The sequence below is a fragment of the Microbacterium salsuginis genome (genome assembly GCF_012524205.1).
GTDB classification, from domain to species: Bacteria; Actinomycetota; Actinomycetes; order Actinomycetales; family Microbacteriaceae; genus Microbacterium; species Microbacterium salsuginis.
The window spans coordinates 88,465-110,571 of sequence record NZ_JABACI010000005.1 but is presented as its reverse complement, the minus strand read 5'-3'; the positions used below and the strand labels follow the sequence as shown (position 1 = coordinate 110,571).

The 22,107-nt window shown below is 66.4% G+C and carries 23 protein-coding genes, 4 tRNA genes and 2 pseudogenes; 14 read left to right on the top strand and 15 right to left on the bottom strand.

Going from position 1 to position 22,107, the window contains the following annotated elements; translation table 11 throughout:
- Window positions 1-11: 11 nt before the first annotated feature.
- The 3 genes from HF576_RS16585 to HF576_RS16575 all read right to left on the bottom strand — a co-directional run bounded on the left by HF576_RS16585 (window position 12) and on the right by HF576_RS16575 (window position 3,078).
- Window positions 12-1,217 (bottom strand): acetyl-CoA C-acyltransferase, encoded by a 1,206-nt coding sequence (locus HF576_RS16585; RefSeq protein ID WP_168913951.1) that lies wholly within the window; start codon window positions 1,215-1,217, stop codon window positions 12-14.
- A 72-nt stretch (window positions 1,218-1,289) separates the two neighbouring features.
- Window positions 1,290-2,489: an HRDC domain-containing protein gene (locus HF576_RS16580; protein WP_168913950.1), complete on the bottom strand. Its 1,200-nt coding sequence runs from the start codon at window positions 2,487-2,489 to the stop codon at window positions 1,290-1,292.
- Window positions 2,482-3,078, bottom strand: coding sequence for a DUF3000 family protein (locus tag HF576_RS16575; RefSeq protein ID WP_168913949.1), 597 nt, complete (start codon window positions 3,076-3,078; stop codon window positions 2,482-2,484). The genes HF576_RS16580 and HF576_RS16575 overlap by 8 nt, the downstream gene beginning before the upstream one ends.
- Window positions 3,079-3,103: 25 nt before the next feature.
- Here HF576_RS16575 and HF576_RS16570 point away from each other — a divergent pair, with 25 nt between their 5' ends.
- The gene (locus HF576_RS16570; RefSeq protein ID WP_168913948.1) at window positions 3,104-4,324 is read left to right on the top strand and encodes an alpha/beta hydrolase family protein; all 1,221 of its coding nucleotides are present in this window, start codon (window positions 3,104-3,106) and stop codon (window positions 4,322-4,324) included.
- Between the two features lie 10 nt (window positions 4,325-4,334).
- Here the strand turns inward: HF576_RS16570 and HF576_RS16565 are convergent, their stop codons facing one another.
- Both HF576_RS16565 and HF576_RS16560 read right to left on the bottom strand, forming a co-directional pair.
- Window positions 4,335-4,787 carry a SufE family protein gene (locus tag HF576_RS16565; protein ID WP_168913947.1) on the bottom strand — a complete coding sequence of 151 codons (453 nt, stop codon included), beginning with the start codon at window positions 4,785-4,787 and terminating at the stop codon, window positions 4,335-4,337.
- Between the two features lie 2 nt (window positions 4,788-4,789).
- A complete protein-coding gene (locus HF576_RS16560) occupies window positions 4,790-5,698 on the bottom strand; it encodes a sulfurtransferase (protein ID WP_168913946.1) in 909 nt (302 codons plus the stop codon).
- Window positions 5,699-5,837: 139 nt separating this feature from the next.
- On the opposite strand from HF576_RS16560, the gene zapE reads away from it, so the two are divergent.
- The 6 genes from zapE to HF576_RS16530 all read left to right on the top strand — a co-directional run bounded on the left by zapE (window position 5,838) and on the right by HF576_RS16530 (window position 11,134).
- Window positions 5,838-6,866 (top strand): cell division protein ZapE, encoded by a 1,029-nt coding sequence (gene zapE, locus HF576_RS16555; protein ID WP_168913945.1) that lies wholly within the window; start codon window positions 5,838-5,840, stop codon window positions 6,864-6,866.
- A 186-nt stretch (window positions 6,867-7,052) separates the two neighbouring features.
- A complete protein-coding gene (locus HF576_RS16550; RefSeq protein ID WP_168913944.1) occupies window positions 7,053-8,324 on the top strand; it encodes an ammonium transporter in 1,272 nt (423 codons plus the stop codon).
- 69 nt (window positions 8,325-8,393) lie between these two features.
- Window positions 8,394-8,963 carry a type II toxin-antitoxin system PemK/MazF family toxin gene (locus HF576_RS16545; protein WP_168913943.1) on the top strand — a complete coding sequence of 190 codons (570 nt, stop codon included), beginning with the start codon at window positions 8,394-8,396 and terminating at the stop codon, window positions 8,961-8,963.
- 10 nt (window positions 8,964-8,973) lie between these two features.
- Window positions 8,974-9,693 carry a helix-turn-helix domain-containing protein gene (locus HF576_RS16540; protein ID WP_168913942.1) on the top strand — a complete coding sequence of 240 codons (720 nt, stop codon included), beginning with the start codon at window positions 8,974-8,976 and terminating at the stop codon, window positions 9,691-9,693.
- A 54-nt stretch (window positions 9,694-9,747) separates the two neighbouring features.
- Window positions 9,748-10,566 carry an alpha/beta fold hydrolase gene (locus HF576_RS16535; RefSeq protein WP_168913941.1) on the top strand — a complete coding sequence of 273 codons (819 nt, stop codon included), beginning with the start codon at window positions 9,748-9,750 and terminating at the stop codon, window positions 10,564-10,566.
- A 1-nt stretch (window position 10,567) separates the two neighbouring features.
- Complete coding sequence (locus tag HF576_RS16530) at window positions 10,568-11,134, top strand: dihydrofolate reductase family protein (protein WP_168913940.1); 567 nt, start codon at window positions 10,568-10,570, stop codon at window positions 11,132-11,134.
- 10 nt (window positions 11,135-11,144) lie between these two features.
- Here the strand turns inward: HF576_RS16530 and HF576_RS16525 are convergent.
- Window positions 11,145-11,220: transfer RNA gene (locus HF576_RS16525), tRNA-Val, on the bottom strand.
- Between the two features lie 153 nt (window positions 11,221-11,373).
- Here HF576_RS16525 and HF576_RS16520 point away from each other — a divergent pair.
- From HF576_RS16520 to HF576_RS16510, 3 genes are all read left to right on the top strand, one after another.
- A tRNA-Gly gene (locus HF576_RS16520) sits at window positions 11,374-11,446 on the top strand.
- Window positions 11,447-11,497: 51 nt separating this feature from the next.
- Window positions 11,498-11,568, top strand: a tRNA-Cys gene (locus HF576_RS16515).
- Between the two features lie 28 nt (window positions 11,569-11,596).
- Window positions 11,597-11,671 (top strand) — tRNA-Val (locus HF576_RS16510).
- An 84-nt stretch (window positions 11,672-11,755) separates the two neighbouring features.
- Here HF576_RS16510 and HF576_RS20895 read toward each other — a convergent pair.
- From HF576_RS20895 to HF576_RS20890, 3 genes and pseudogenes are all read right to left on the bottom strand, one after another.
- Complete coding sequence (locus HF576_RS20895; RefSeq protein WP_168913939.1) at window positions 11,756-12,004, bottom strand: helix-turn-helix domain-containing protein; 249 nt, start codon at window positions 12,002-12,004, stop codon at window positions 11,756-11,758.
- Window positions 12,001-12,195 (bottom strand): helix-turn-helix domain-containing protein, encoded by a 195-nt coding sequence (locus tag HF576_RS20805; RefSeq protein ID WP_343234322.1) that lies wholly within the window; start codon window positions 12,193-12,195, stop codon window positions 12,001-12,003. Before HF576_RS20805 ends, HF576_RS20895 begins: the two co-directional genes overlap by 4 nt.
- Window positions 12,196-12,285: 90 nt before the next feature.
- Window positions 12,286-12,432, bottom strand: a pseudogene (locus tag HF576_RS20890) (helix-turn-helix transcriptional regulator); the annotation flags it as partial.
- 104 nt (window positions 12,433-12,536) lie between these two features.
- On the opposite strand from HF576_RS20890, the pseudogene HF576_RS20885 reads away from it, so the two are divergent.
- The 3 genes and pseudogenes from HF576_RS20885 to HF576_RS16485 form a co-directional block, all read left to right on the top strand.
- Window positions 12,537-12,677 (top strand): annotated as a pseudogene (locus HF576_RS20885) (DUF2510 domain-containing protein); the annotation flags it as partial.
- 24 nt (window positions 12,678-12,701) lie between these two features.
- Window positions 12,702-13,430: an Ltp family lipoprotein gene (locus tag HF576_RS16490; RefSeq protein WP_343234321.1), complete on the top strand. Its 729-nt coding sequence runs from the start codon at window positions 12,702-12,704 to the stop codon at window positions 13,428-13,430.
- Between the two features lie 679 nt (window positions 13,431-14,109).
- Entirely contained in the window at window positions 14,110-14,709 is a 600-nt protein-coding gene (locus tag HF576_RS16485; RefSeq protein ID WP_168913937.1) for a Fic family protein, read from the top strand.
- Between the two features lie 23 nt (window positions 14,710-14,732).
- Here the strand turns inward: HF576_RS16485 and HF576_RS16480 are convergent, their stop codons facing one another.
- Both HF576_RS16480 and HF576_RS16475 read right to left on the bottom strand, forming a co-directional pair.
- Complete coding sequence (locus HF576_RS16480; protein WP_168913936.1) at window positions 14,733-14,993, bottom strand: hypothetical protein; 261 nt, start codon at window positions 14,991-14,993, stop codon at window positions 14,733-14,735.
- Window positions 14,994-15,461: 468 nt separating this feature from the next.
- Window positions 15,462-16,880: a hypothetical protein gene (locus tag HF576_RS16475; RefSeq protein ID WP_168913935.1), complete on the bottom strand. Its 1,419-nt coding sequence runs from the start codon at window positions 16,878-16,880 to the stop codon at window positions 15,462-15,464.
- Window positions 16,881-17,189: 309 nt separating this feature from the next.
- On the opposite strand from HF576_RS16475, the gene HF576_RS16470 reads away from it, so the two are divergent.
- Window positions 17,190-17,726 carry a hypothetical protein gene (locus tag HF576_RS16470; protein WP_168913934.1) on the top strand — a complete coding sequence of 179 codons (537 nt, stop codon included), beginning with the start codon at window positions 17,190-17,192 and terminating at the stop codon, window positions 17,724-17,726.
- 1 nt (window position 17,727) lies between these two features.
- Here the strand turns inward: HF576_RS16470 and HF576_RS16465 are convergent, their stop codons facing one another.
- The 4 genes from HF576_RS16465 to HF576_RS16450 form a co-directional block, all read right to left on the bottom strand.
- Window positions 17,728-18,177 carry a hypothetical protein gene (locus HF576_RS16465; RefSeq protein WP_168913933.1) on the bottom strand — a complete coding sequence of 150 codons (450 nt, stop codon included), beginning with the start codon at window positions 18,175-18,177 and terminating at the stop codon, window positions 17,728-17,730.
- A gap of 8 nt (window positions 18,178-18,185) precedes the next feature.
- Window positions 18,186-20,912 carry a phage tail tape measure protein gene (locus HF576_RS16460; protein WP_168913932.1) on the bottom strand — a complete coding sequence of 909 codons (2,727 nt, stop codon included), beginning with the start codon at window positions 20,910-20,912 and terminating at the stop codon, window positions 18,186-18,188.
- Window positions 20,905-21,390, bottom strand: coding sequence for a hypothetical protein (locus HF576_RS16455; protein WP_168913931.1), 486 nt, complete (start codon window positions 21,388-21,390; stop codon window positions 20,905-20,907). Before HF576_RS16455 ends, HF576_RS16460 begins: the two co-directional genes overlap by 8 nt.
- A 339-nt stretch (window positions 21,391-21,729) precedes the next feature.
- Window positions 21,730-22,098 (bottom strand): hypothetical protein, encoded by a 369-nt coding sequence (locus tag HF576_RS16450; RefSeq protein WP_168913930.1) that lies wholly within the window; start codon window positions 22,096-22,098, stop codon window positions 21,730-21,732.
- Window positions 22,099-22,107: the final 9 nt, after the last annotated feature.

Below are 22,107 nucleotides of genomic sequence, written 5' to 3'. Positions count from 1 at the left end.
CCAGCGAGCCCTTACTTCTTCCGCTTGCCGTCGTAGTGCGGGTTCTCCCAGATGACCGAGCCGCCCTGGCCGAGCCCGACGCACATGGCGGTCAGTCCGTAGCGGACGTCGGGGCGCTCGGCGAACTGGGCCGCGAGCTGGATCATCAGCCGCACGCCGGACGCGGCGAGCGGGTGGCCGACGGCGATGGCGCCGCCCCACTGGTTGACGCGGGGGTCGTCGTCCGCGATGCCGAAGTGATCGAGGAGCGAGATCACCTGGATGGCGAAAGCCTCGTTGAGCTCGAACAGTCCGATGTCGGCGATCGTCAGGCCGGCCTTGCGCAGCGCCTTCTCGGTCGCCGGGATCGGTCCGATGCCCATGATCTCGGGCTGCACGCCGGCGAACGCGAACGAGACGAGCTTCATCTTGGGGGCGAGACCGAGCTCCTTCACCGCCGCGCCACCGGCGAGCAGCGACATCGTCGCCCCGTCGGTGAGGGGCGAGGAGGTGCCCGCGGTCACGCGTCCGTGCGGACGGAAGGGGGTCTTCAGACCGGCGAGGTCCTCCATCGTGGTCTGCGGGCGACGGCCCTCGTCCTCCGTGGCCAGACCCCACGAGCCGTCGGCGTCCTTGATGGCGACGGGCACCAGATCGGGCTGGATCTTGCCGGTGTCGTACGCCGTCTGCGCCTTGTGCTGGCTCAGCATGCCGAAGCGGTCGGAGCGCTCCTTCGTCAGGTGCGGGAAGCGGTCGAAGATGCGCTCGGCCGTGACACCCATGTTGAGCGCGCCGGGGTCGACCATCTTCTCGGCGACGAACCGCGGGTTGGGGTCGGCGTTGGAGCCGATCGGGTGGTGTCCCATGTGCTCGACCCCGCCGGCGAGGGCGACGTCGTACATGCCGACGCCGATCGACCCTGCTATGGTCGTCACACTCGTCATGGCGCCCGCGCACATCCGGTCGATGGCGAATCCCGGCACCGTCTGGGGGAGTCCCGCGAGGATCGCCACGCTGCGGCCGAGGGTCAGGCCCTGGTCGCCCGTCTGCGACGTCGCGGCGATGGCCACGTCATCGATGCGGTCCTTGGGAACGCCCGGGTTGCGCTCCATGAGCCCGATCGTCGCCTTGACGGCGAGGTCGTCCGCGCGGGTGTTCCAGTACATGCCCTTCTCGCCGGCGCGCCCGAAGGGGGTGCGCATTCCATCGACGAAGAAGACGTCCGAAATCTCGGCCACTCTGCCTCCAAACATAGGGATGACGCCAGCCTAGGAGGGGCGGGAGAACGGCCGGAATCGAGTGGCGGAAACCTACGAAGCCGTTTCGGACGCCGTGAGCGACTCTTGCACGGATCCGACAAAGGCATCGACGATCAGCTGTGCAGTCTGATCAATCTGCCAGGGCCGGGCTCCGAGCGACGTGAGAGCGTCGCCGACGGATGCCGCGGTCAGCGGCTGAGGCGGAGTCCAGGCGACCCTGCGCAGCAGGTCGGGCGTCAGCAGGTTCTCGGTCGGCATGCCCAGCTGCTCGGCACGAAGCTCGATAAGAGGCCGAGCCGCCTTCAGACGCACGTCGGCTTCGGGGTTTCGGTCCGCCCACGCGCGCGGCGGGGGCAGCGTGTCACCTCCGGTCGCCCGCTCGAGCGGAAGGTCGGACGACGCTCTGCCCGCCTCGATCGCGCCCCACCAGCGGTCCAGCTGCGACCTGCTGGCGCGGCCGGTGAACTCCTTCACGGCAGCGAGGGCGCTCTTGGATTTCGGATCTGCCAGCACGGCGGCCACGAGCGCCCGGTCCGGCACCAGGCGCCCGGGGGCGACATCCTGCTCCTGCGCATACTCTTCGCGCGCCGTCCACAGCGAACGCGCGACCGCGAGGGCCTTGCGGCCGCGGACGGTGTGCAGCCCGCTCAGGCGCCGCCACGGCTCGTCCCGCGGCGGCTTGGGCTCGCGTGCGAGCACGGCCTCGAACTCCTGCGCCGCGAACTCGGTCTTGCCCTGCTCGACGAGCTCCTGGACGAGATTGTCGCGCACGTCCACGAGATGTTCGACATCGAGGGCGGCGTACTCCAGCCATGCCTGCGGAAGCGGCCGGGTCGACCAGTCGGACGCCGAGTGGGCCTTGGCCAGCGTGATCCCCAGCGCGTCCTCGACCACGGCGCCCAGCCCGACGCGTTCGTGCCCCAGGAGTCGGGCCGCCAGTTCCGTGTCGAACAGCGTCGCGGGCTCGAGCCCGATCTCGCGCAGCGAGGGGAGGTCCTGGCTCGCCGCGTGGAGGATCCACTCCTCGTCGCCGATCGCCTGCTGCAGCGCCTGGAAGTCACCGATCGGCGGCGGATCGAACAGGAACAGCCCGGCGCCGCGCCGGAAGACCTGCACGAGGTAGGCGCGCTGCGAGTAGCGGAAGCCCGACGCACGCTCGACGTCCACCGCCACCGGGCCGGAGCCGGCGGCGAGCACGCGAGCGGCTTCGACGGCCCCCTCGACGGTATCGATGACGACGTAATCAGCCACGCGCCGACCTGCGTGAACCCAGCATGGCAATCCCTTCCGAGCCCGGCGGGAGACCCGCGAGCATGCACACCAACTCCGCCCATGCTTCCACGTGCGCGGCGATGGCGCCCTCCGGGGACCATGAAGCGCGCAACTCGATCTGCGCGCCGTCGCCTTCCGCGGCCAGTGTGCCGAACCCCTTGGACAGTGTCTTCGTGGCTGTTCCGGACTCCGAGTGGAAGGCGGCGCCCCGTGACTTCAGGGCGTCCGTCAGCCACGCCCACGCGACATCGGCCAGCAGCGGGTCCGTTCCGATGTCGGGCTCGAGGGGCGCCTGTGCGAAGCACACGATGCGCCACGGCCCGTTCCAGGACGCGGGCTCGTCCGGGTCGTGCAGCAGAACGAGCCGGCCGGTGCCGTACGGAGAGTCCACGCCTTCAGCGCCCTCTTCGGCCCGCACGTCGCCGGCGATCGCGATGGCACTCGGGGCGATGCCGGAAGGCGCCGGGATCTCGCGCACGGTGAGGTCGGCGCGGAACTCCACCGCGCGCACCTCCTCGGCCGCCTGCGCGAACGACGACGATGCCCCGGGAGGACGCTGGTCAGCCACGCCGACAGACTAGGCTGAGGCCTCGATGGTCGTCTCCAGGCGCGCCGCGATGCGCGGCGCCTCACCCGCACTCGTGGCCGGCGTCAAGGGTGCGCTCACCGTGCTGAGCGTCGCCCTGGCCGGCACGCTCGCGCTGCTCGCCGCCGGGTCGGTGCGCATGGCACGAAAGGTCGTGACCCCTGCGGGCCGGGTCCCCGACACGCGGATCCTGTCGCTGGACACCGCTGCGCAGACCATCACCCTGTCCCGCACGTCCGATACCGAGCTGCCGGGACGATATGGGCTGTTCACGACGGGCACGGCGGACTACGTCAAGCTCGGCTCGGTCTTGTCCGAGAGCGAGACCAGCGTCACGCGCAAGCTGCTGACCCACGTCGGCACCGACGCGAGGCTCGCGCCCGACGCCGCGTTCAGCGGCTGGTACTTCGACCGGCCGGAGCAGCTGCATCTGCCGTTCACCTCCGAGCTCATCGGCGCGACGGTCGGTCCGTGCCCGGCCTGGCTCTTCCCCGCAGGCGACGGCGACGTCTGGGTGATCCAGGTGCATGGCCGCGGAACCACGCGGGCGGAATGCCTGCGTGCCGTCCCGCTCTTCCACTCGCTCGGGATCACGTCGCTGGTCGTGTCGTACCGCAACGACGGCGAGGCGCCGCGCAGCCGCGCCGGCGCCTACACCCTGGGGGCCACGGAGTGGCGGGACGTCGATGCGGCGGTCGGTTTCGCACGCCGCCGTGGGGCTCGGCGCATCATCGTCATGGGATGGTCGATGGGCGGCGCCATCGCCCTCCAGCTGTCGTTGAACTCCGCGCACACCGACGCGATCGCCGGCCTCATCCTGGAATCCCCGGTCGTGGACTGGCGCATCGTCCTCGAGTATCAGGCGCGCGCGCAGCGCGTGCCCAGCGCGGTGAGCGGGCTGGCGATCGAGGCCCTGAAGTCGGAATGGGCCTCGCCGCTCACGCGCACCGGCGGGGGCATCCCGTTCGATCGGCTGGATGTCGTCGCGCGGGCGGCCGAGCTGCGGCATCCGATCCTGATCCTCCACAGCGATGACGACGGGTTCGTGCCGTCGGACGCATCGCACGACCTCGTCGTCGCGCGTCCGGACCTGGTCGAGCTCGAGGTCTTCGATGTCGCGCGCCACACGAAACTGTGGAACTACGACCAGGCGAGATGGAGCGACAGCATCCGGTCGTGGCTCGACGCGCGCGGCGTGACCTCGGCGCTCGCCGGCGCCGAGGACTGACCGGCGTCCGTCACGCCGTCGGCCGCGATGCCGGTCGCTTGGCGGCGACCTGTCGCTTCGCGCGCATGAGCATGCCCGTCATACCGGAGATCCGCAACGGCGACACGACGCGCGTCAGACCGATGCTCTGCGGGAAGTCGGCCGGGATCGCGAGAACCTCGTCAGCGGACAGGCCCGTGATCCCCTGAGCCAGGATGCTCGCGAACCCGCGCGTCGTCGGCGCCTCGGCCGGCGCGGTGGCGTGCATCCCCACGATGTCATCCTCGTCCACATCGATCACGATGAAGACGGGGGACTGGCACTCGGCCACCCTCTCGTACAGTTCGGGGTGGTTCTCGTACTCGGGTGGCACGGGCGGGAGCTCCTGCGAGAACTCCAGGAGCAGCTGCAGCCGATCGGACTCGGGCAGCTCGAGGAACTCGTCGCGGATCTCGGCGAGGCTCTCGGGAAGGGCGTCGGTCATGGTCACCGTCCCGGTGCGGCGTCGCCCGGCTCCGCACCCGTCGCGATCGGCACGCGCACGGCGCTGCCCCATTCGGTCCAGGAGCCGTCGTAGTTCCGCACGTCGGCGAAGCCCAGGAGGTGACGCAGCACGAACCACGTGTGACTCGACCGCTCGCCGATGCGGCAGTAGGCGACGATGGCGTCGCCGTCGCGCAGGCCCGCCTCGTCCCGGTAGATCGCCTCCAGCTCGGCGCGCGGCTTGAAGCCGCCGTCCGCGGCGACGGCGCGCCCCCACGGCACGCTCTGGGCCGTCGGGATGTGACCTGCCCGCAGCGCGCCCTCCTCGGGGTACGCGGGTGCCGACGTGCGCGACCCGTCGTACTCCTCGGGCGAGCGCACATCGATGAGCGGACCCGCGCCGATGTGCGCAAGCACGTCCTCCTTGTAGGCGCGCAGCGCGGCGTCGTCGCGTTCGACCACCGGGTAGTCGGTCGCCGTCCGCGACGTCGGCTCGGTCGTGAGCGGACGGCCTTCGGCGATCCACTTGTCTCGTCCGCCGTCGAGCAGCCTCACGTCTTCGTGCCCGAAGAGCGAGAACACCCACAGCGCGTACGCGGCCCACCAGTTGTTCTTGTCGCCGTAGATCACCACCGTGTCGTCCCGGGCGATGCCCTTGCGGCTCAGCAGCTGCGCGAAGCCCTCACCGTCGACGTAGTCGCGCACGACGGGATCGTTGAGCTCCGTATGCCAGTCCACCTTCACCGCACCGGGAATGTGACCCGTCTCGTAGAGGAGGACGTCCTCATCGGACTCGACCACGACAAGACCCGGCTGATCCAGTCGCTCCTGGAGCCACTCACCGGTCACCAGCCGCCCGGGTTCGGCGTACTCGGCGAACTTCTGGGACGACGTGTCGGTCTCGACAGACATGGGGTGCTCCTCGGGCCGGGGGCGAAAGTGCGACGACTAGTGTTGAACCGTCTTCTTCGACCCTAGATTCCCCGGCGGGCCCGCGCATCACCGCGTAAGACTCCGACACAGGCCTTCGCCACACCCACACAGGACACGCATGACATCCCCCGCCACGCGAAACGGCGTCATCCACCTTGCGGAGCGCACTCCGCAGCTCACCGGCGCCGAGATGGTAGCGGCCCTCGTACCTCCGCCGCAGTTCGCCGACGCGACCTTCGAGACGTACCGGGCGGATCCGGCGTACCCGTCCCAGCAGGAGGCAAAGGATCTCCTCTCGGTCTTCGCCGGCGCCGCGACGCCCGCGAAAGGCGGATTCTTCCGCCGTGCGAAGCGACCCGAGACGAAGCCGGGCGTCTACCTCGACGGCGGGTTCGGTGTCGGCAAGACCCACCTGCTCGCCGCCGTGTACCACGCGATGCCCGCACGCCGGAAGTACTTCGGCTCGTTCATCGAGTACACCGCGCTGGTCGGCGCGCTCGGCTACCAGAACACGGTCGACCTCTTCCGCGGCTCGGACCTGCTGTGCATCGACGAGTTCGAGCTGGACGATCCGGGCGACACGATGGTGATGACGCGCCTGCTGGCCGAACTCGTCACATCGGGCACACGGCTGGCCGCGACGTCCAACACTCCACCCAACGCCCTCGGCGAGGGCCGGTTCGCCGCGCAGGACTTCCTGCGCGAGATCCATGCGATGGCCTCGAGCTTCCAGACGATTCGGATCGACGGCACCGACTACCGTCATCGCGCTGTCGACGGGCACGCCGCGGTCCTCTCGGAGCCGGAGTACGAAGCGGCGATCGCGGATGCTGCGGCGCGGGGGCTCGCCTCGGATGACAGGTTCTCCGACCTCGTCGGCCACCTCGCCCGCGTGCACCCGTCGCGCTACATCAAGCTGATCGAGGGCCTCTCGACCGTCGGCATCCGTGACGTCGAGCCGTTCACCGACCAGTCCGCGGCGCTGCGATTCGTCGCGTTCATCGACCGGGTGTACGACGCGGAGCTTCCGATCCGCGCCACGGGGACGTCGCTGGACCTGGCGTTCCCCGACGAGATGCTCGCGGGGGGCTACCGCAAGAAGTACCTGCGCGCGATCTCGCGCCTGGTCGCCTCTACTCTCGCCTGACGTCGGGCGCCGCGGCATCCGCGTGATTCGCGGAACGCTCCCGCCTGCACGAAACACGATGTTTACGTGCGCGGGCATCGTGTAACGCACGGGAAACACGGGGTGGACGGCTGCCGAAACCGTCGATGGCGACACTGAGGGGACCCGACGCTACACCTGCGTCCCTGCAGAGAGGTTCACCTCGAGATGGATCAAGGAAACACCGCATTCATCCTGATATGCGCAGCGCTCGTGCTGTTGATGACACCAGGACTCGCGTTCTTCTACGGCGGACTCGTGAAGGCCAAGAGCGTCATCAGCATGATGATGCTGAGCTTCGGCGCCCTCGGCCTCATCGGCGTGCTGTGGGTGCTCTACGGCTACGCGATCGCGTTCCCCTCGACCGCGGAGGGCACCATCCAGGCTCCCTGGACGATCGACTGGAACGAGCTCGGCCTGGCGAGCCTGCTCGAAGCAGGTGACGGCGCCTACCCGCCGCTCGCGTTCGTCGCGTTCCAGGCGACCTTCGCGATCCTCACGGTCGCTCTGGTCTCGGGTGCCATCGCCGACCGCGCCAAGTTCGGCTCGTGGATGATCTTCGCGCTGCTCTGGGCGACGATCGTGTACTTCCCGGTCGCCAGCTGGGTGTTCAACTTCGGCCTCGCCGAGGACGGCAGCTTCGCCTACGGCGGCTGGATCACGATGGGTCTGCAGGAGTGGTTCGGCGCCGGCGCGATCGACTTCGCGGGCGGCACCGCGGTCCACATCAACGCGGGCGCCGCGGCACTCGCGCTCGCTCTGGTCCTGGGCAAGCGCCTCGGCTTCCAGAAGGGCGTCCACGTCCCGCACAACCCGCCGTTCGTGCTCCTGGGCGCGGGGCTCCTGTGGTTCGGCTGGTTCGGCTTCAACGCCGGCTCGGAGCTGGCCGCCGACGGGGTCGCCGCCCTCGCCTTCGTCAACACCATCGCGGCTCCCGCGGCCGCTCTGCTGGCGTGGCTCGTCGTGGAGAAGTTCAAGGACGGCAAGCCGACCTCGGTGGGTGCCGCGTCGGGCGCTGTCGCCGGTCTCGTCGCCATCACCCCGGCGTGCGCCTCGGTGACGCCGTTCTGGGCGATCGTGCTCGGCCTCATCGCCGGTGCCGTCTGTGCCCTCGCGATCGAGCTGAAGTACAAGTGGGGCTTCGACGACTCGCTCGATGTGGTGGGCATCCACCTCGTCGGAGGTCTCATCGGCACCCTGTTCATCGGCTTCTTCGCCACCGATGTGGGCCTGTTCATGGGCGGCGGCGCCACGCAGCTGCTCGTCCAGGCGATCGCCGCGTTCGCCGTGATGATCTACTCGTTCGTGCTCGCGTATGTCATCGGGTTCGCGATCGAGAAGACGATCGGCTTCCGTGTGAAGAACGAGGACGAGGTGGCAGGCATCGACACCGTCGTCCACGGCGAAGAAGGCTACGTGCTCGAGGGCGCGCGCGCCTGAATCGAGGATCCCCCCGATCCGAGGGGCGCCGCGGGAGACCGCGGCGCCCCTCCGCGCTATCGTGCCGGTATGACTGCGCGCCCCGGCATCCTCGGCCGTATCCGACGGTTCTTCTCCGCTGCCGCACCGGGAGTCGTCAACGTCGCCGCCGGTGGTCTGCCCGTCCTCGACGATCAGCTCCAGCGCGCTGCGCGAGCGGATGCCGCGGCCGAGGCCCGCGCGGGAGGAACGGCGACCGTCGAGGTCGCACCGCCGGCCCCGGCGGCGTTGCGGATCGGATACGCCCCTGACCGCGACGGCGAGCCCGACGCGGGCGAGATCGTGTGGACGTGGGTCCCGTACGACGAGGCGGACGGACGCGGCAAGGACCGTCCCGTCCTGGTGATCGCACGGCAGGACGAGGACCGTGTGTACGCGGTCCGCCTGACCAGCAAGGCCCACGACGGCGATCGCGACTACCTTCCGATCGGCACGGGCGATTGGGACTCGCGCGGCCGGCCGTCGTGGGTGGACGTGGAGCAGATCTTCAGCGTGCATCGCAACGGCATGCGGCGGGAGGCCGCCGCTCTCGAGCTCGAGAGATTCGTGCGCGTGGCCGACGCGCTGCACCGCCGCCACGGGTGGGACGTCGGCAACTGACGAGGGCATGATGCCGATCGAGAGCGAGCACCGCGATACGGATTCGCCCTACGTCACGCGGGTGTGGCGCGGGCAAACCAGCGGCGCCGGGTTCATGAACTCCGTCGCGACCTCCACGTGGGAGCTCGTCTTCTGGGAGGACGACGGCGTGGTCCACGCGGCCGTGCGCGGGCCCGAGACCCGGCCCACCGCCGTCGTGATCGACGGCGAGTCGGAATCCTTCGGAATCACGTTCGCGCACGGCGCGAGCATGCCCCACCTGCCCAGTCGTCGCCTCATCGATTCCGAATCGGAGAGCGTCCACGTCGAGGGCGGCCGGTTCGTGCTGCGGGGCGAGGAGTGGGAGATCCCGGATTTCGAGAACGCCGAGCAGTTCGTCCACAAGCTGGTGCGCGCAGGAGTGCTCACCCGAGATCCGCTCGTGGACGACGTGGTGTGGGGTGGGATCGCCCGTGTCGGCACCCGGTCGGTGCAGCGCCGGGTCGCCAGCGCGACCGGCTTGACGGCCGGCGCGATCCGGCAGATCGAGCGCGCGCGGCAAGCAGCACTGCTCCTCGGAGAAGGCGTCCCTACGGCGCAGGTCGTGCATACCCTCGGCTTCTACGATCAGCCGCACCTGGCCCGCTCACTCCAGCGGTTCATCGGGCGCACCGCGACGCAGTTGCAGAACCCCGCCCCCGAGGATGCGCTGTCGCTTCTGTACAAGACCGAGCTGGGGGACGGTTCATAGCGTGGCTTCGACGCGGCGGAACCGTCGCGCACGATCCTCACGGAAGGAACCGACATGCTCGACGGCATTGTCCAGTCCGCAGACGGCACCCGCATCGCATACTCGGCATGGGGCGACGGCGATCCGATCGTCATCATCGACGGGGCCACCGCCCATCGCGCGACGACGCCGGAGAACGCCGCCGCGGCGGAGCGCCTGGCGGACGAGTTCCGCGTGATCAACTACGACCGCCGCGGCCGGGGCGCGAGCGCGGACACGGCCCCGTACGCCCCCGAGCGCGAGTTCGAGGACCTGGCCGCGGTGATCGCACAAGCCGGTGGGGGTCGCCCCGCGACGGTCTTCGGGTGGTCCTCCGGCGGGCTGCTCGCACTCAACGCTGCCCAGGCCGGCGTTCCGATCGCGCGTCTGGCGGTGTTCGAGCCACCGGTCGTCGTGGGCGACGCGCGCCCGCCGTTGCGCGCGGATTACGTCGAGCGGCTCGACGCGGCCGTCGCCGAGGGACGGCCCGGAGACGCCGTGCTGCTCTTCCTCACCGACGCGGTCGGCCTGCCGCCCGAGATGGCCGCGGGCGTGCGCGAGGATGCATCGATGTGGGCGCAGCTCGAGGCGATCGCGCCCACCATCGCGTATGACGGCCGTCAGGTGGGCGAGACGATGTCTGGCCGACCCCTCCGCCCCGACCTGTGGGACGCGATCGATGTGCCGGTGCTCGTCCTGCACGGCGACGCCACCTGGCCTCAGCTCGCGGCCGGCGCCCGAGCGGTCGCCGATCATCTGCCCACGGCGATGCTGCGGGCGGTGCCGGGCGAGAACCACGGCACGAGCGGTGAGGTCCTCGCCGCCGCCCTGCGCGACTTCGTGAAGGAGAACTGACATGGGAGACATCGTGGTGACGCAGTTCATCTCGCTCGACGGCGTGGTGGAGGCACCGGGAGGGGAGGACTTCCGCTATCCGAATTGGAGCTTCGCGTTCGATCGCGGCGCCGATGGCGAGCGATACAAGGAGGTCGAGGCGCTCCAGGCCTCGGCACTGCTGCTCGGCAGGCGCACGTACGAGGGCTTCGCCGGCGCATGGCCGGAGTACGAGGGAGAGCTGGCCGACAAGTACAACGGCATGCCGAAGTACGTCGTCTCGCAGACCCTCGCGTCTCCCGAATGGGCCAACACGACGGTGCTCCGCGGCGATCTCGGAGAGGCCGTGGCCCGTGTGAGGTCGGAGGTGGACGGCGAGATCTCGGTGCCCGGAAGCATCCGGCTCGTCCAGGGACTGCTGCAGCTGGACCTCGTCGACGAGATCCACCTCATGACGTTCCCGGTCGTCCTCGGGCACGGCCGCAAGCTGTGGCCGGAGACGCCGGACAAGACCGCCTGGAACCTGGTCGAGGCAACCGCCTATGGTCAGGACGGCGTGCTCGTGACCGTCTACCGCCGGCGGCGCTGAAGGACTCGTGTGGTGGGCGATACCAGACTCGAACTGATGACCTCTTCCGTGTGAAGGAAGCGCGCTACCAACTGCGCCAATCGCCCGTCTCCCGTGGGGGACGAGTAACGATCCTACCGGATGCGCGCGGCCCACTCGAACCACTCCGCGAGACACGCGCGACGTGCGCTCGGTTTGGCAGTGCGCCATTCGTGGGCTAAAGTTTTCCAAGTGCCGGGGTGAGAATCCCGGAACGAAATGCGGATGTAGCGCAGTTGGTAGCGCATCACCTTGCCAAGGTGAGGGTCGCGAGTTCGAGTCTCGTCATCCGCTCGAGTGCAGGGATCTCTCCCGAGATCACGGCACGTGGGTCAATCCACACGCGGTGGCGTGGCCGAGCGGCTAGGCACCGGCCTGCAAAGCCGTTTACACGGGTTCGAATCCCGTCGCCACCTCGCCTGCACAACTGAATAGCCCGAACGGGCGCGATTGGCGCAGCGGTAGCGCGCTTCCCTGACACGGAAGAGGTCACTGGTTCGATCCCAGTATCGCGCACCACAAAACCCCCGGAATTCCGGGGGTTTTTCGGTTCTCGGGGGAGTGCGTGCAATATGCGTGCGATACGGACGCTTTCGTTCACCGTTACGTCACCCGCCTCCTCCCTCGAGAGCGAGCCGACTGACGCCACGGATCGGTAGCCGGGCGCTCGAGGTGTGCAATGACCTTCGACGGGAAGAACCGCCAAACCCCGCCCAGCTTGAATCCGGGGATCTCGCCGGACCGCACCTTCCGGTAGACGGTGTCCGTAGAGACGCTAAGGATGCGGGCGAGTTCGACGATGTCAACGGCCGCTTCGTGGCGATCATCGTGATCGACCTGTCCATCATTCATCTGCCAGGCATCCGTTCGGGGAGGTCGTCGAAGTACCGGTCCAACTCGTGGCGGTCGAAGAGGATCGTGGAGCCACGTCTCTTCGCGGCGATGCGGTTGTTGCGCATCTCAGCCCGCAGCACCCAGTCAGAGATCCCAAGGTATGCGGAGGCCTCAGCCACGGTGTAGCCCCTCTTTTCACTATCAGTCACCGTGGAAGCATATCTGGAAGAAACCACCTGATCAGGTGTACATTTGGACACCGCTTCGGTGGCGGGTTGCAGTCGCGAGCCGATCCAGTCGTCCAGGTCAGCAGGGTAGAACGCGTTCCGCTTTCCCTGCTTATAGTGCTTCGGCCCCTGCCCCTGAGAGATCAGGTTGTACAGGGTTTGAACGGCCATCCCGCAGTACTCGGCAGCTCGTCTGGACGTCAGAACCGGGCCAGTCATGGCCGTCAACCTACCGCTCGGCCGCGGTTCTTTGGGAACTCCTGACGGTTCCCTTGGCATCGAGGTGCACCCACCCGGATACGCTGTGCGGAGGCGGGACATCGATGTCCGCGCCGCGACACAGCCTGGGGGCTCGCATGTCCGATACTCCGTCTACGCCTGCGGGCTGGTATCCGGCGCCACACGCCAACGGTGAGCAGCGCTATTGGGACGGAAATCAATGGACCAACTGGACACCCGAGTCCGCGGCCGCAGCACGGCAGGAAACAGTGACAGCCACAGACGCCGCCCCCAACACGGCGCCCGTCGCGACGGCCACCACGGCACCACCCGAAAAGAAGAAGGGTCTTCGCTGGTGGGCGTGGGTGCTCATCGGTTTGGGCGCCCTGCTCCTGCTGATCATCGTCATCGGATCGATCAATGGCGCCCGCACCTCATCGGTCATTGACCCGGACGCCCGTCCTGTCGCCACGCGCGAAGCAGAGGATCCGTCTGAAGCGCCGGAGCCAGAGGACACCCGAGTGGACACGCCCAACGTCGTGGGCGGGACCGTAGCGGAGGCGCGAGCCGCGCTCGAGGGTGTCGGGCTAGTCTTCACCACGGTCGACGGGACCGGGGACGACTGGATCGTCACATCGCAGACCATCACGGTGCCGGCAGAGCCTGGGACGGAAGTCCTCGTTGTTGCCGAGGCCCCGAAACCTGTTCTCACACTTGCCCAGCAGAACGCCGTCGAGCAGGGAATCTCCTACCTCGACTACTCCGCGTTCTCACGGGCCGGACTGATTAGTCAGCTGGAGTACGAGGGTTACACCACGGACGAGGCCACCTTCGCCGTGGACTTCATAGCCCCCGACTGGAACGCCGAGTGCGCGGAACAAGCCACGTCCTACCTCGAGTACTCGTCCTTCTCGCGTGATGGGCTCTATAGCCAGCTCGAATACGAGGGCTACACTCCCGAGCAGATCGCCTTCGGCCTGGCCGCTGTTGGTTACTGAGGACGGCCGTCGTGACCGATGAGTTGTGGACTGAGCAGGAAGTGTCTGACCGCTTCCGGATCCCTCTAGGCACATTGCGCTACTGGCGGCACAAGAGGACAGTGCTCCCGTATCGGAAGCTTGGGTCCCTTGTGCGATACGACCCCGATGAGGTTCGTGAAGCCATCGATGCCGCGAAAGTGCCTGTCGGACCCGCCTAGATCTGGGTTCGGACGAAGAACAGATCACACGCGGTGCACTGGTACCCGCCTAGGTGGTCGCGGAGTACCGTTCCGCACTTGGGGCAGCGTGGTTGGGCGCCGTCGTCGAGAACGTCGGACATGCCTTCAATCTAGTGGCTGTGCGCCGTCTCCCGGGCTTGAGCCCCGCGGCAAGACGCGGCCCTGACAAGAATGATTGCCAAAAGAATCCCAGCGTAGGTTGCGGTGGTACCGGTACAATAAATCCAGCAATAGCGAGCGTAATAACGTCGTTATACCTATCCAGTGGTACGTGTCAGCCAGACTGAGCGAGAGTCTCAGTACGAACGCAGGTGATTTGCGATGCCTAGAGTTCCAGTCAACAAGGTCGCCGCTTGGCGCGCCCAGACGCCTGCTGCGAAGCGCAGGGCGCGGAGGGCGGTGACCGTGCACCGCGTTGTGACGAGCATGGCCATGGAAGGTGAGCCGGTCTCGTCTGCATGGAAGACGAAGCATCAGCGGGCAGCCTGACGCGCTTCCTTGAAACGACGCGAGGGGTCCTCAGTTATGCGGAGGTCGCCGACATTGTCGCCGAGGAACTGCTTGGACTGCTGGATGAAGTTGCCGAGGGAGACTTCTCGGCGCGCGCTCTCGACGCCGACTTACTAAGGTCGTTCCACGCGCGAATCCTTGCTGGGATCATCCCCGAGATCGCGGGGGCGTGGCGAGATGTCGATGTCGCTGTCGGAAGGCACCTGCCGCCCCCTTGGTGGCAAGTTCCGATCCTCGTCCGGGAGTTCGGGGAAAATCTCTTGGCCCAGATCGAGTGGTGCGGATCCGATCTGGGCCGGCAAATCGAGGTGCTCGCGTTCGCCGAGGGCAACATCCTGTCTATCCACCCCTTCGTAGACTTCAATGGGCGCGCGACTCGCGCGTTTCTCACCGAGATGATCCAGCGCTTCGACCTACCACCTGTGGAACTGAGCGTCGCGCGGGATACGCCTCGCTTTGACCTGTATGCGACAGCGCTCCGAGCCTTCGACGTCGGTGACCCACTACCCCTCCGGGAATTCTGGATCGATCGATTCGAGAACTGGTAACCAGGATCACCAGCCGGATTGTCTTACGTGTAGGCACGGTGGACGTGCCAGTCGTCCTGCGTCCTGTACACGTCGAACACGTACGAATCGCCTTCCGGGTTCGTGGCCTGGAAACGCCACCCGTACAGGCCCCGTGGGGAGCCCGCAGAGGCAGACCAGACCGACTCCCGCAGCCGTGTGGGCACGTCAGTGACCCGCCACCTCTGGCCGGCGTAGAACATCCGCACCGGGATGTCGTTGGCCATCCATAGGGTCACTTCGTGTTCGAGTTCCGTAGCCGCCATGGGTTAAGACAATAGAACACGTGTTCGATGATTGCTACCCTTGGTGCATCGGCCGGAGAAGGGGTTGCCGGCAGCAGTGGGAACCAACAGGCGGTACGCGGAGCACTACGACCGGCTCATGGACGACCGGGTCCTGCAACGCGTTGTCACCAGCGGGCCTCTCGAGACGCTAACCCGTCAAGAACTGCAGTTGGATATTCTCCCGTGCACGACCGATCCGAAGCCGCGGACAGTGAAGGCGTGGGTGCGGTTCGGTGGGGCGCCGATCCAGGTTGACGCGGAGGCGTGCATGTGGACTGCGCGGGCTGTTGCGGTCCGGTTCCTTGTGTCTGGGAAGGAGTATCGGTGTTGGGTGTGGGCAAGTGCCGTCGAAGATTCGCCAGTATGAGCATGCGTTCCCGCCTGGGATTGCGAACAGCCACGCCCCCTCCGATCCAGGGATTGGAGGGGGCGCGGCTGCGGCAATGCTCAGCCTGTCGTGTAGATGCGGGCTGTTCCGCCACCGAGGTTGAGTGCGTCGAGCGGGCCGTTGACAGCAACTCCGGCGCCCATCCGCGTCCACGCACCGCCCATCACGGCCGTCTGATAAAGCTGACCGCCTTCGGACGTGAACACCTGCGGGTAGCCGCCACCCATGTCGACCGCGGTGAAGCCGACCGTCGAGCTGACGGCAACACCTGTGGACATGACGATCCACTCGGTACCGCTCGCCCAGATCTGGTGCACCTGTCCGTTCAGGATCGTCATCACCTGCGGTGCACTACCGCCCATGTACAGGGCCTCGAACTGGTCGCCAACTGGCTTTCCGGTAGAAGCCTTGTGCCAGCCAGCGCTATCGGCCCACATCTGGTGCAGGACGCCACCCTCGCTGATCATGAGCTGCACGGACCCGTCGCTCATGACAACGGCAGAGATCTTCCCGGTCGTGTTCACTCCGGTCCACGCCTTGTGCCAACCGGCCGAATCCCCGTACATGAGCACGATCTGCCCGTTTTCAACCGCGAACACGTGCGGCGAGGGCTGTCCGACATTGACTGCAGACATGCTCGTGGCGTTCAGTGGGATCCCGGAGTCGAGGGTGATCCACTGACCGTTGTTGACGAACGTGTGGAGCATCGTTCCGTTCGAGCTGCTGAACACGTCACCCCATCCGGATCCCATGTTGACCGCGGCGAACACGTTCGACGGGATGCTCTGGCCGACCCACACCTTCTGCCAACCGGTGCTGTAGGCGCCGATCTCCGAGATCGTGAACGACGTTGGCTGTCCGCCTCCCGGGGGGACATCCGGGCCTCGATACTCGATGTGGTTGTGGTTGCAGGAGTCGGGGAACTGGACCCAGCCGCTTGGGACGGTCACGGTGTGGCCGGGGCAGCCATATTGGCCCAGGCCGGCGGGTGCCGGCAGCACCGATGTCATCGCGTTGATGTAGACCCGGTCTTGCGCGGTGCCACCGGTAGACGCGACCCCGTTGACGCGATTGACATCGACAGCGTGTCCGCCGCCGTTGCGGTAGTGCCAACTTGTTGTTGACCCGGAGTTCTCGCACCACCTGTTGAGAGAACTGATGCTAATCGCGATTCCCCGGTCGACAACGACCGTCTTCAGCGCTTGGAGTAGTACGTCGTTGATGTTGCACGCGCGACCCGTGTTCGGGTTGATGCGCTCGACGCCGTTCGCATAGGCCTGGATCTGGGCTTGTGGTTCCGGGTGGCCAAAGGTGAGGCGTCCGCTTTGGAGCATGGCTTGCGCGTTGGCTTGAGCCAGTGGGTCAACTGCTGCCGCGTTGGCCTGCTCGGCGGTCCCGACTTGACCGACGAGTGCGCCTGCAATCAGCGCAAGTGTTGCGCTCCAGACCGCTACTCGCCGCCTGATCTCGTATTTCATGCGTCTCCCTTGTTCCATGGCGAGGTACCCGCTGGACCGGTAATGATCCGGCCCGGTTGGGTGAGAGGCGCAGCTGCATGTCGAAGCTATCTGCCCGTCTTCGAACCCGTCTGTAGGCCGTATGGGGGACATACGCGACGACGCACCGCCTGCTGAATTCGCGCCCGGTCAGGAATGACGAAACGCCCCCTCAAACCCGACCCGGTGAAGGATCGAGGGCACCCCGGCGTGGGATGCCCTAAGTGTGTTGTGTGTGCTCCGTGCACACGAGATCGTCCATCTGTCGGTGCTTCATGCTTCGATATCGACATGCCCGAGATCGAGTACAAAGACGTCGCCGATCGCCTCGCCGACATCAATCAGCGGATTCTGTCAGCGAACCCCCGAGCGAACCTGTTCTTCACCATGGACGACAGCCAGCGTTGGCCTCACTGGTACTGGACACTCCTCACCCAGATCCACGTCGCCGCAGGGGACAGTCAGATCGTCTACCTGACGAGCAGCCTTGCGGACGATGCCAGCGAGCGCGACGAGGTGATTGCGTTCACAGGCAAGGCCGTCGTGCATGCGCTCGTAACCGATGTGGCGAAGGGGGACAGTGGTGCTCAGGTGCGGACTGACTTGTGGCGGCGTCGGGAACTCGAGAGTATGTCGATCCTCCACGTAGACCCGCTGCCGTCCAGGAATACCGGTCACCCGGTGCGCTTTCCGCGCGGACTCTCGCTCGAGTTGCGGTACGGCGACCGCCCTACCTTGACGGTTCCCCTGACACGTTGGTCGGACGCTGAAGGGAACGACGCGGTCGGCGAACTACTCGAAGGCGTGCGAGGCGATCTGGCGCGGTGAACTAGAGCGGCGGCGCCACACCGGGTGATGTCCTTGGAATATCGGAGAGTGAGGCCGGGTAGCCGAAACCGAAGGCCAGCCAGCCCCCCGCATCTGGACGCCAAACCATCGTAAACACGCCGACCACATCCACCTTTTCGCCTGGCTGAACGTACCCCGGCCCGTCGTACCCCTTCAGCACTGGAACGTAGACGACATCCGGTGCCGCAATTTCGATCCCGGAACTGATAACCGGTCGGTCGGCCTCCGTGAGTCTCGAGCGAATCCACTCGAAATCACCCCACCCCGCCCACGATTCAGGGGTTATGAAGGCTCTGAGCTCGACTTCGTGTAAATTGCCCCCAATCAAGTTGGCAAAGAATTCAGTCGCCACACGCGTCGGGTGGCCCATGGGCGTGGTCTCGAACACCACTCGCGCGTCATCAGCGTCATCCCAGCTCTCGTTTCCCATGTGCTCATTCAATACTGGCGGCGTCTTCCAGCGTTGTCCTGCTGGTTGAGATGTGCGTTGTTCGAGGCGATAGCTTCGCCTGCGATGACTCTGGCGTGGGCGAGGATCGACCCGTCCGCGTCTACGAGGGTGATCGTTTCGGGGAAGCTCACGCTGGCCGCAGCGCCTCCGTGTGGTGTCGCGTACATGGGGGCACTCGCAACCCAGTGTTGACCGGAGTCAAACTGGCCGGGATCAAACTGACCGGCGCGGGCGGCGGCTCGCATCGCCTCCACGGCTGCATGGCCTCCCATACCGCGCACCTCAGCGGCAGACAGCATGTGCTCCTCGTCCGACGCCATAACCGGGATGGAGTCGGACGTCGTTGTACCTGGCCCATTGATGCGGCCACCGAACGCGCGAGCGAGGACATCCGTACCGTGAACCTGACGTCCCGGCACCCCATCCACGATGAGGTTCACCCGACGTCCGTCGTTCGCCCAGATGAACCGGTTGATAGCGTCCTGTGCTGCCGCCGTGTGCGCGATCAGTTCCCACTCCGTCGCAGACGGGATTCGGAAGATCTGGTCCGCGAGCGCCCCCGCCTCGTCAGCGTTCGCACCCAACTGCATCGCTCGGTCGATGAGTGCCTGCCGCGATCCCTCCAGCGTCGCCCGGTAACTCTCAGTGTTCCCGTCCAGCTTGAACTCGGCTTCAGCGGCGTCCTGGGCCTGTTTGGCGATGTCAACGAGCATCGACTGGTTGTCGCGGCCCGCCTGCGTATTCGCGTCCCAGCCGGTCGCGCCCTCCGCGATCAGCGCATCCACTTCAGCGAGAGCGTCCCGGTAGTTCAAGTTCGCCGTGATCGCGTCCTGCCCGACACCATTCGCTTCATTGATCGTCTCGATCAGTTGCGACAACTCCGAGTTCAGATCGGATACCTCGGAAGCAGCATCCATGTAGGCCTGGGCGGCGTCACGAGTCGACCCGGCTTCCTCCTCGGTTGCTTCCTTCTTCTGGTCCAGAATCCTCGCTCCCTCAGCCAGCGCTCTCGACTCGTTCCCAATCGCTTCCGCCACGAGACCCGACGCAGACGACACCTCGAGCAGGCTCAGCCCGTACTCATCCATCAGACGGTTCGCTGCATCCTGATCTCCTTGGCCTGCGGCGATGACGTCATTCATGGCCTTCAGCGCGTCCTTGTCGCCTTCGGCGGCGTCCGCCAGGTCCCTCAATGTGAACCCGAACTTCTCGGCAGCATCAGCGGCCGATCCGCGCGTAACCCACAGCCACGACTCCTCCGCCTGAAGGTTCTCGAGCGTCATGTTCTGGACGGCTTCGGTGCCCTGCTCGATCGCACCCGCGTACGACTCCGCTTTCGCCCGCGCCTCCTGATGCCTGCGTGCCAGCTCACCCACAATGGCGAACAGGCCACCCAACGCCGCCCCCGCGGCCCCGGCTTTAAGCGAGAGCGCCCCCATACCGATACCGGACTTCTGCAACACGTCCCGAAGCTCAAGAAACTTCGGGACCGCTAGCAGGGCCGTACCGCTCGCCAGGCCGATAGCGGCGGTGGCACCGCCGACAGCGAGCGTCGCACCCTTCACCGGTTCGGGAAGGTCGTTATAGCTATCCACCAGGCCCGTGAGGGTCTGCACGAGCGTCCTGATCGAATCGTTCGCGGCGGCACCGGTTTGGATGAACGCCGTGTCAATGGCACCCTGCAACGCCTCGAAATCCCCCTTGAGGTTGTCGAGGCGGGTTGCTGCGGTGCGGGCGGCGTATCCCTGGTCGTCGACGGCGGTGATCCAGGCGCGGATGCCCGCCTCACCCTCCTTGTACAGAGCGTTCGCCGCACGCTGTGCGTCCTGACCGAAGATCATCTCGATCGTGGCCTGACGCTGTTCGTCTGTCAGTCCTTGGAGTGACGTCTGGAGATTGCCGGCGAACTCCGCAAGACCGATGAACTGGCCCTGCGAATCAAACGCGGAGATCCCAAGTCGCTCCATCTCATCAGCGGCAGCAGCGGAATTCGGCGTGAGCGAACCAAGCATCGTACGAAACGACGTACCTGCGTCCGACCCAAGGAGCCCCTGAGACGCGAATGCCGCAAGCCCCGCCGTTGTCTCTTCGATCGAGAGGCCCGCACCACTGGCGACGAGAGCCACCTGATCCAACGCCTGCGACAGGTCATCAACCCCACCCATCGCTTTACCGGCACCCGCGGCCATCAGGTCCGCGACGTGCGACATGTCGTCGCCCTCGAGGTTGAAGGTCTTCAGCGCGGTCGCAGCGATACCAGCCGCGTCGGCGACCTGGATCTCTCCTGCCGCTGCGAGGTCGAGCGCCCCTGCAAGGCCCCCGTTGAGGATGTCCGCAGCGCTCACACCCGCCTTCGCCAGTTCTTCAATCGCGTTCGCAGACTGGGTCGCGGAGAACACGGTTGAAGAACCCGCTTCAAGCGCAGCCTCCCGCAACGCATCAATGTTGTCTGTCGCGTCCTGACCGGTAGCGGCCACATTCGACATCGCGGCGTCGAACTCAGCCATCTTGGTTACAGCGACAGCGAACCCCGCCGCCAAAACGGCCCCGGTGGTCAGTCCGACCCGTCCTAGCTGATTGAACGCTTCTCGCTGCTCGGCAAGCTTCTTCGCCTCGTCTGAAGTCTCACGCGTGGCCTTCGCGGCCTTCTTCATCCCATCGACGTACTGCTGCATTTGCACCGAAAGGGTGGTCTTGACTTGGCGATCAGCCATTGTTCGATCCCCCCGCAACCTGAAGCGCAGCGAGACGTGCCCGCGGCTTCCCGTAATGAATCGCCCACAACACGGTCGCGGCATCCTCGAAGCCCGCACCGTTCAGAAGAGTCGTGAACTCTGCCCACTGCTCATCCGTGACCGGCTCGCCATCGACCAGAACAGTCGCGATCTCTTCGTCGTTCCGCCACACCGAACGCGTCGGATACGACCGCACCAGCGAATCGACGTTGTAGCCAACCGCAAAGTCATGCGTCGCACCCTTCCGCGGCGGATTGACCGCCACCAGGTCACGCCACGCCGGCCCCGTGATCTGCACAAACTCAATCGACGCCACAAGATCGTCAATCGCGATCTCGAGGGCTCCCATATCCGGCTTCGTTGCACGGGCACGCGCAATCAACTCCCCAATGCGCCCCGTCAGTTCGGGCTGACCCTCAACGGGCCTCATCCGCTCCAAGATTGCTTCGATAGGCATGGTCAGTTCTCCTTAGTTGTGTATCGAGCAAGTTGCTCGTCCATCGCTTCTCGACCCAACGGGCCGAAGTCGAGCCCGGTCGCCGCAACCGCATGCCAATCGAGCGGCCCGCGCGGCCACCGTGGGTGTGCGCAACCGTTCGCGCGTAGCCACGCCTCGACAGCGTCCCGCCTAAGCTGTGCGGGTCCTTCGTCGGGCCAGTAGTAGCTTCGGGGCGGCAATCCATTCGCGATCAGCCATGAGGCATGCGCTCGAGTAGTTCGCCAATGGGCAGACTCCCGGTCGAACAGCTCAGCCGGAGCGTTCAAGGTCTGCGTTCCGCTGGCGGACGCACGCCGCCTAGGCACTACGATCCTTCTGGTCACGCCAACGCTTCTGCGCCGCCGCCCGTCCCGCAGCAGCCTTCGCGGTGACAGCGCCGGCCACGTCGGGAGCATCGAGGTTGAGTTGAATAATCAGCCGTGCGAGAGCGGCCTGCTGCTGCCGCAGTTCTCCGACAGCACCGTTCAGAACTGGTTGACCCTGGGAGCCGACCAGCATCACGCCATCGGCGGCGATAGCCGCAGACAGTTCCTCGATCGTGTCGAGGATTCTGCACGCCTCGAGCAACACCTGTGCCTCATGTGGGTCAAACTCAAGCTGCTTCTGCTGCTCATCCCAGAACTCACGTCCGCGTGACCCGAGACTGTCAATCAGTGCATCATTCATCTTTCCTCC

What these genes read in the sequence shown, in the direction of transcription:
- HF576_RS16565 (WP_168913947.1), bottom strand. Translation starts at nt 4,787, where the DNA reads ATGACCGACGCCCTTCCCGAGAGCCTCGCCGAGATCCGCGACGAGTTC.
- HF576_RS16535 (WP_168913941.1), top strand. Translation starts at nt 9,748, where the DNA reads ATGCTCGACGGCATTGTCCAGTCCGCAGACGGCACCCGCATCGCATAC.
- HF576_RS16455 (WP_168913931.1), bottom strand. Translation starts at nt 21,390, where the DNA reads ATGCCTATCGAAGCAATCTTGGAGCGGATGAGGCCCGTTGAGGGTCAG.
- HF576_RS16545 (WP_168913943.1), top strand. Translation starts at nt 8,394, where the DNA reads ATGACTGCGCGCCCCGGCATCCTCGGCCGTATCCGACGGTTCTTCTCC.
- HF576_RS16560 (WP_168913946.1), bottom strand. Translation starts at nt 5,698, where the DNA reads ATGTCTGTCGAGACCGACACGTCGTCCCAGAAGTTCGCCGAGTACGCC.
- HF576_RS16570 (WP_168913948.1), top strand. Translation starts at nt 3,104, where the DNA reads ATGGTCGTCTCCAGGCGCGCCGCGATGCGCGGCGCCTCACCCGCACTC.
- HF576_RS16485 (WP_168913937.1), top strand. Translation starts at nt 14,110, where the DNA reads ATGGAAGACGAAGCATCAGCGGGCAGCCTGACGCGCTTCCTTGAAACG.
- HF576_RS16540 (WP_168913942.1), top strand. Translation starts at nt 8,974, where the DNA reads ATGCCGATCGAGAGCGAGCACCGCGATACGGATTCGCCCTACGTCACG.
- zapE (WP_168913945.1), top strand. Translation starts at nt 5,838, where the DNA reads ATGACATCCCCCGCCACGCGAAACGGCGTCATCCACCTTGCGGAGCGC.
- HF576_RS16450 (WP_168913930.1), bottom strand. Translation starts at nt 22,098, where the DNA reads ATGAATGATGCACTGATTGACAGTCTCGGGTCACGCGGACGTGAGTTC.
- HF576_RS16550 (WP_168913944.1), top strand. Translation starts at nt 7,053, where the DNA reads ATGGATCAAGGAAACACCGCATTCATCCTGATATGCGCAGCGCTCGTG.
- HF576_RS16530 (WP_168913940.1), top strand. Translation starts at nt 10,568, where the DNA reads ATGGGAGACATCGTGGTGACGCAGTTCATCTCGCTCGACGGCGTGGTG.
- HF576_RS16465 (WP_168913933.1), bottom strand. Translation starts at nt 18,177, where the DNA reads ATGGGAAACGAGAGCTGGGATGACGCTGATGACGCGCGAGTGGTGTTC.
- HF576_RS16475 (WP_168913935.1), bottom strand. Translation starts at nt 16,880, where the DNA reads ATGAAATACGAGATCAGGCGGCGAGTAGCGGTCTGGAGCGCAACACTT.
- HF576_RS16460 (WP_168913932.1), bottom strand. Translation starts at nt 20,912, where the DNA reads ATGGCTGATCGCCAAGTCAAGACCACCCTTTCGGTGCAAATGCAGCAG.
- HF576_RS20895 (WP_168913939.1), bottom strand. Translation starts at nt 12,004, where the DNA reads ATGAATGATGGACAGGTCGATCACGATGATCGCCACGAAGCGGCCGTT.
- HF576_RS16480 (WP_168913936.1), bottom strand. Translation starts at nt 14,993, where the DNA reads ATGGCGGCTACGGAACTCGAACACGAAGTGACCCTATGGATGGCCAAC.
- HF576_RS16470 (WP_168913934.1), top strand. Translation starts at nt 17,190, where the DNA reads ATGCCCGAGATCGAGTACAAAGACGTCGCCGATCGCCTCGCCGACATC.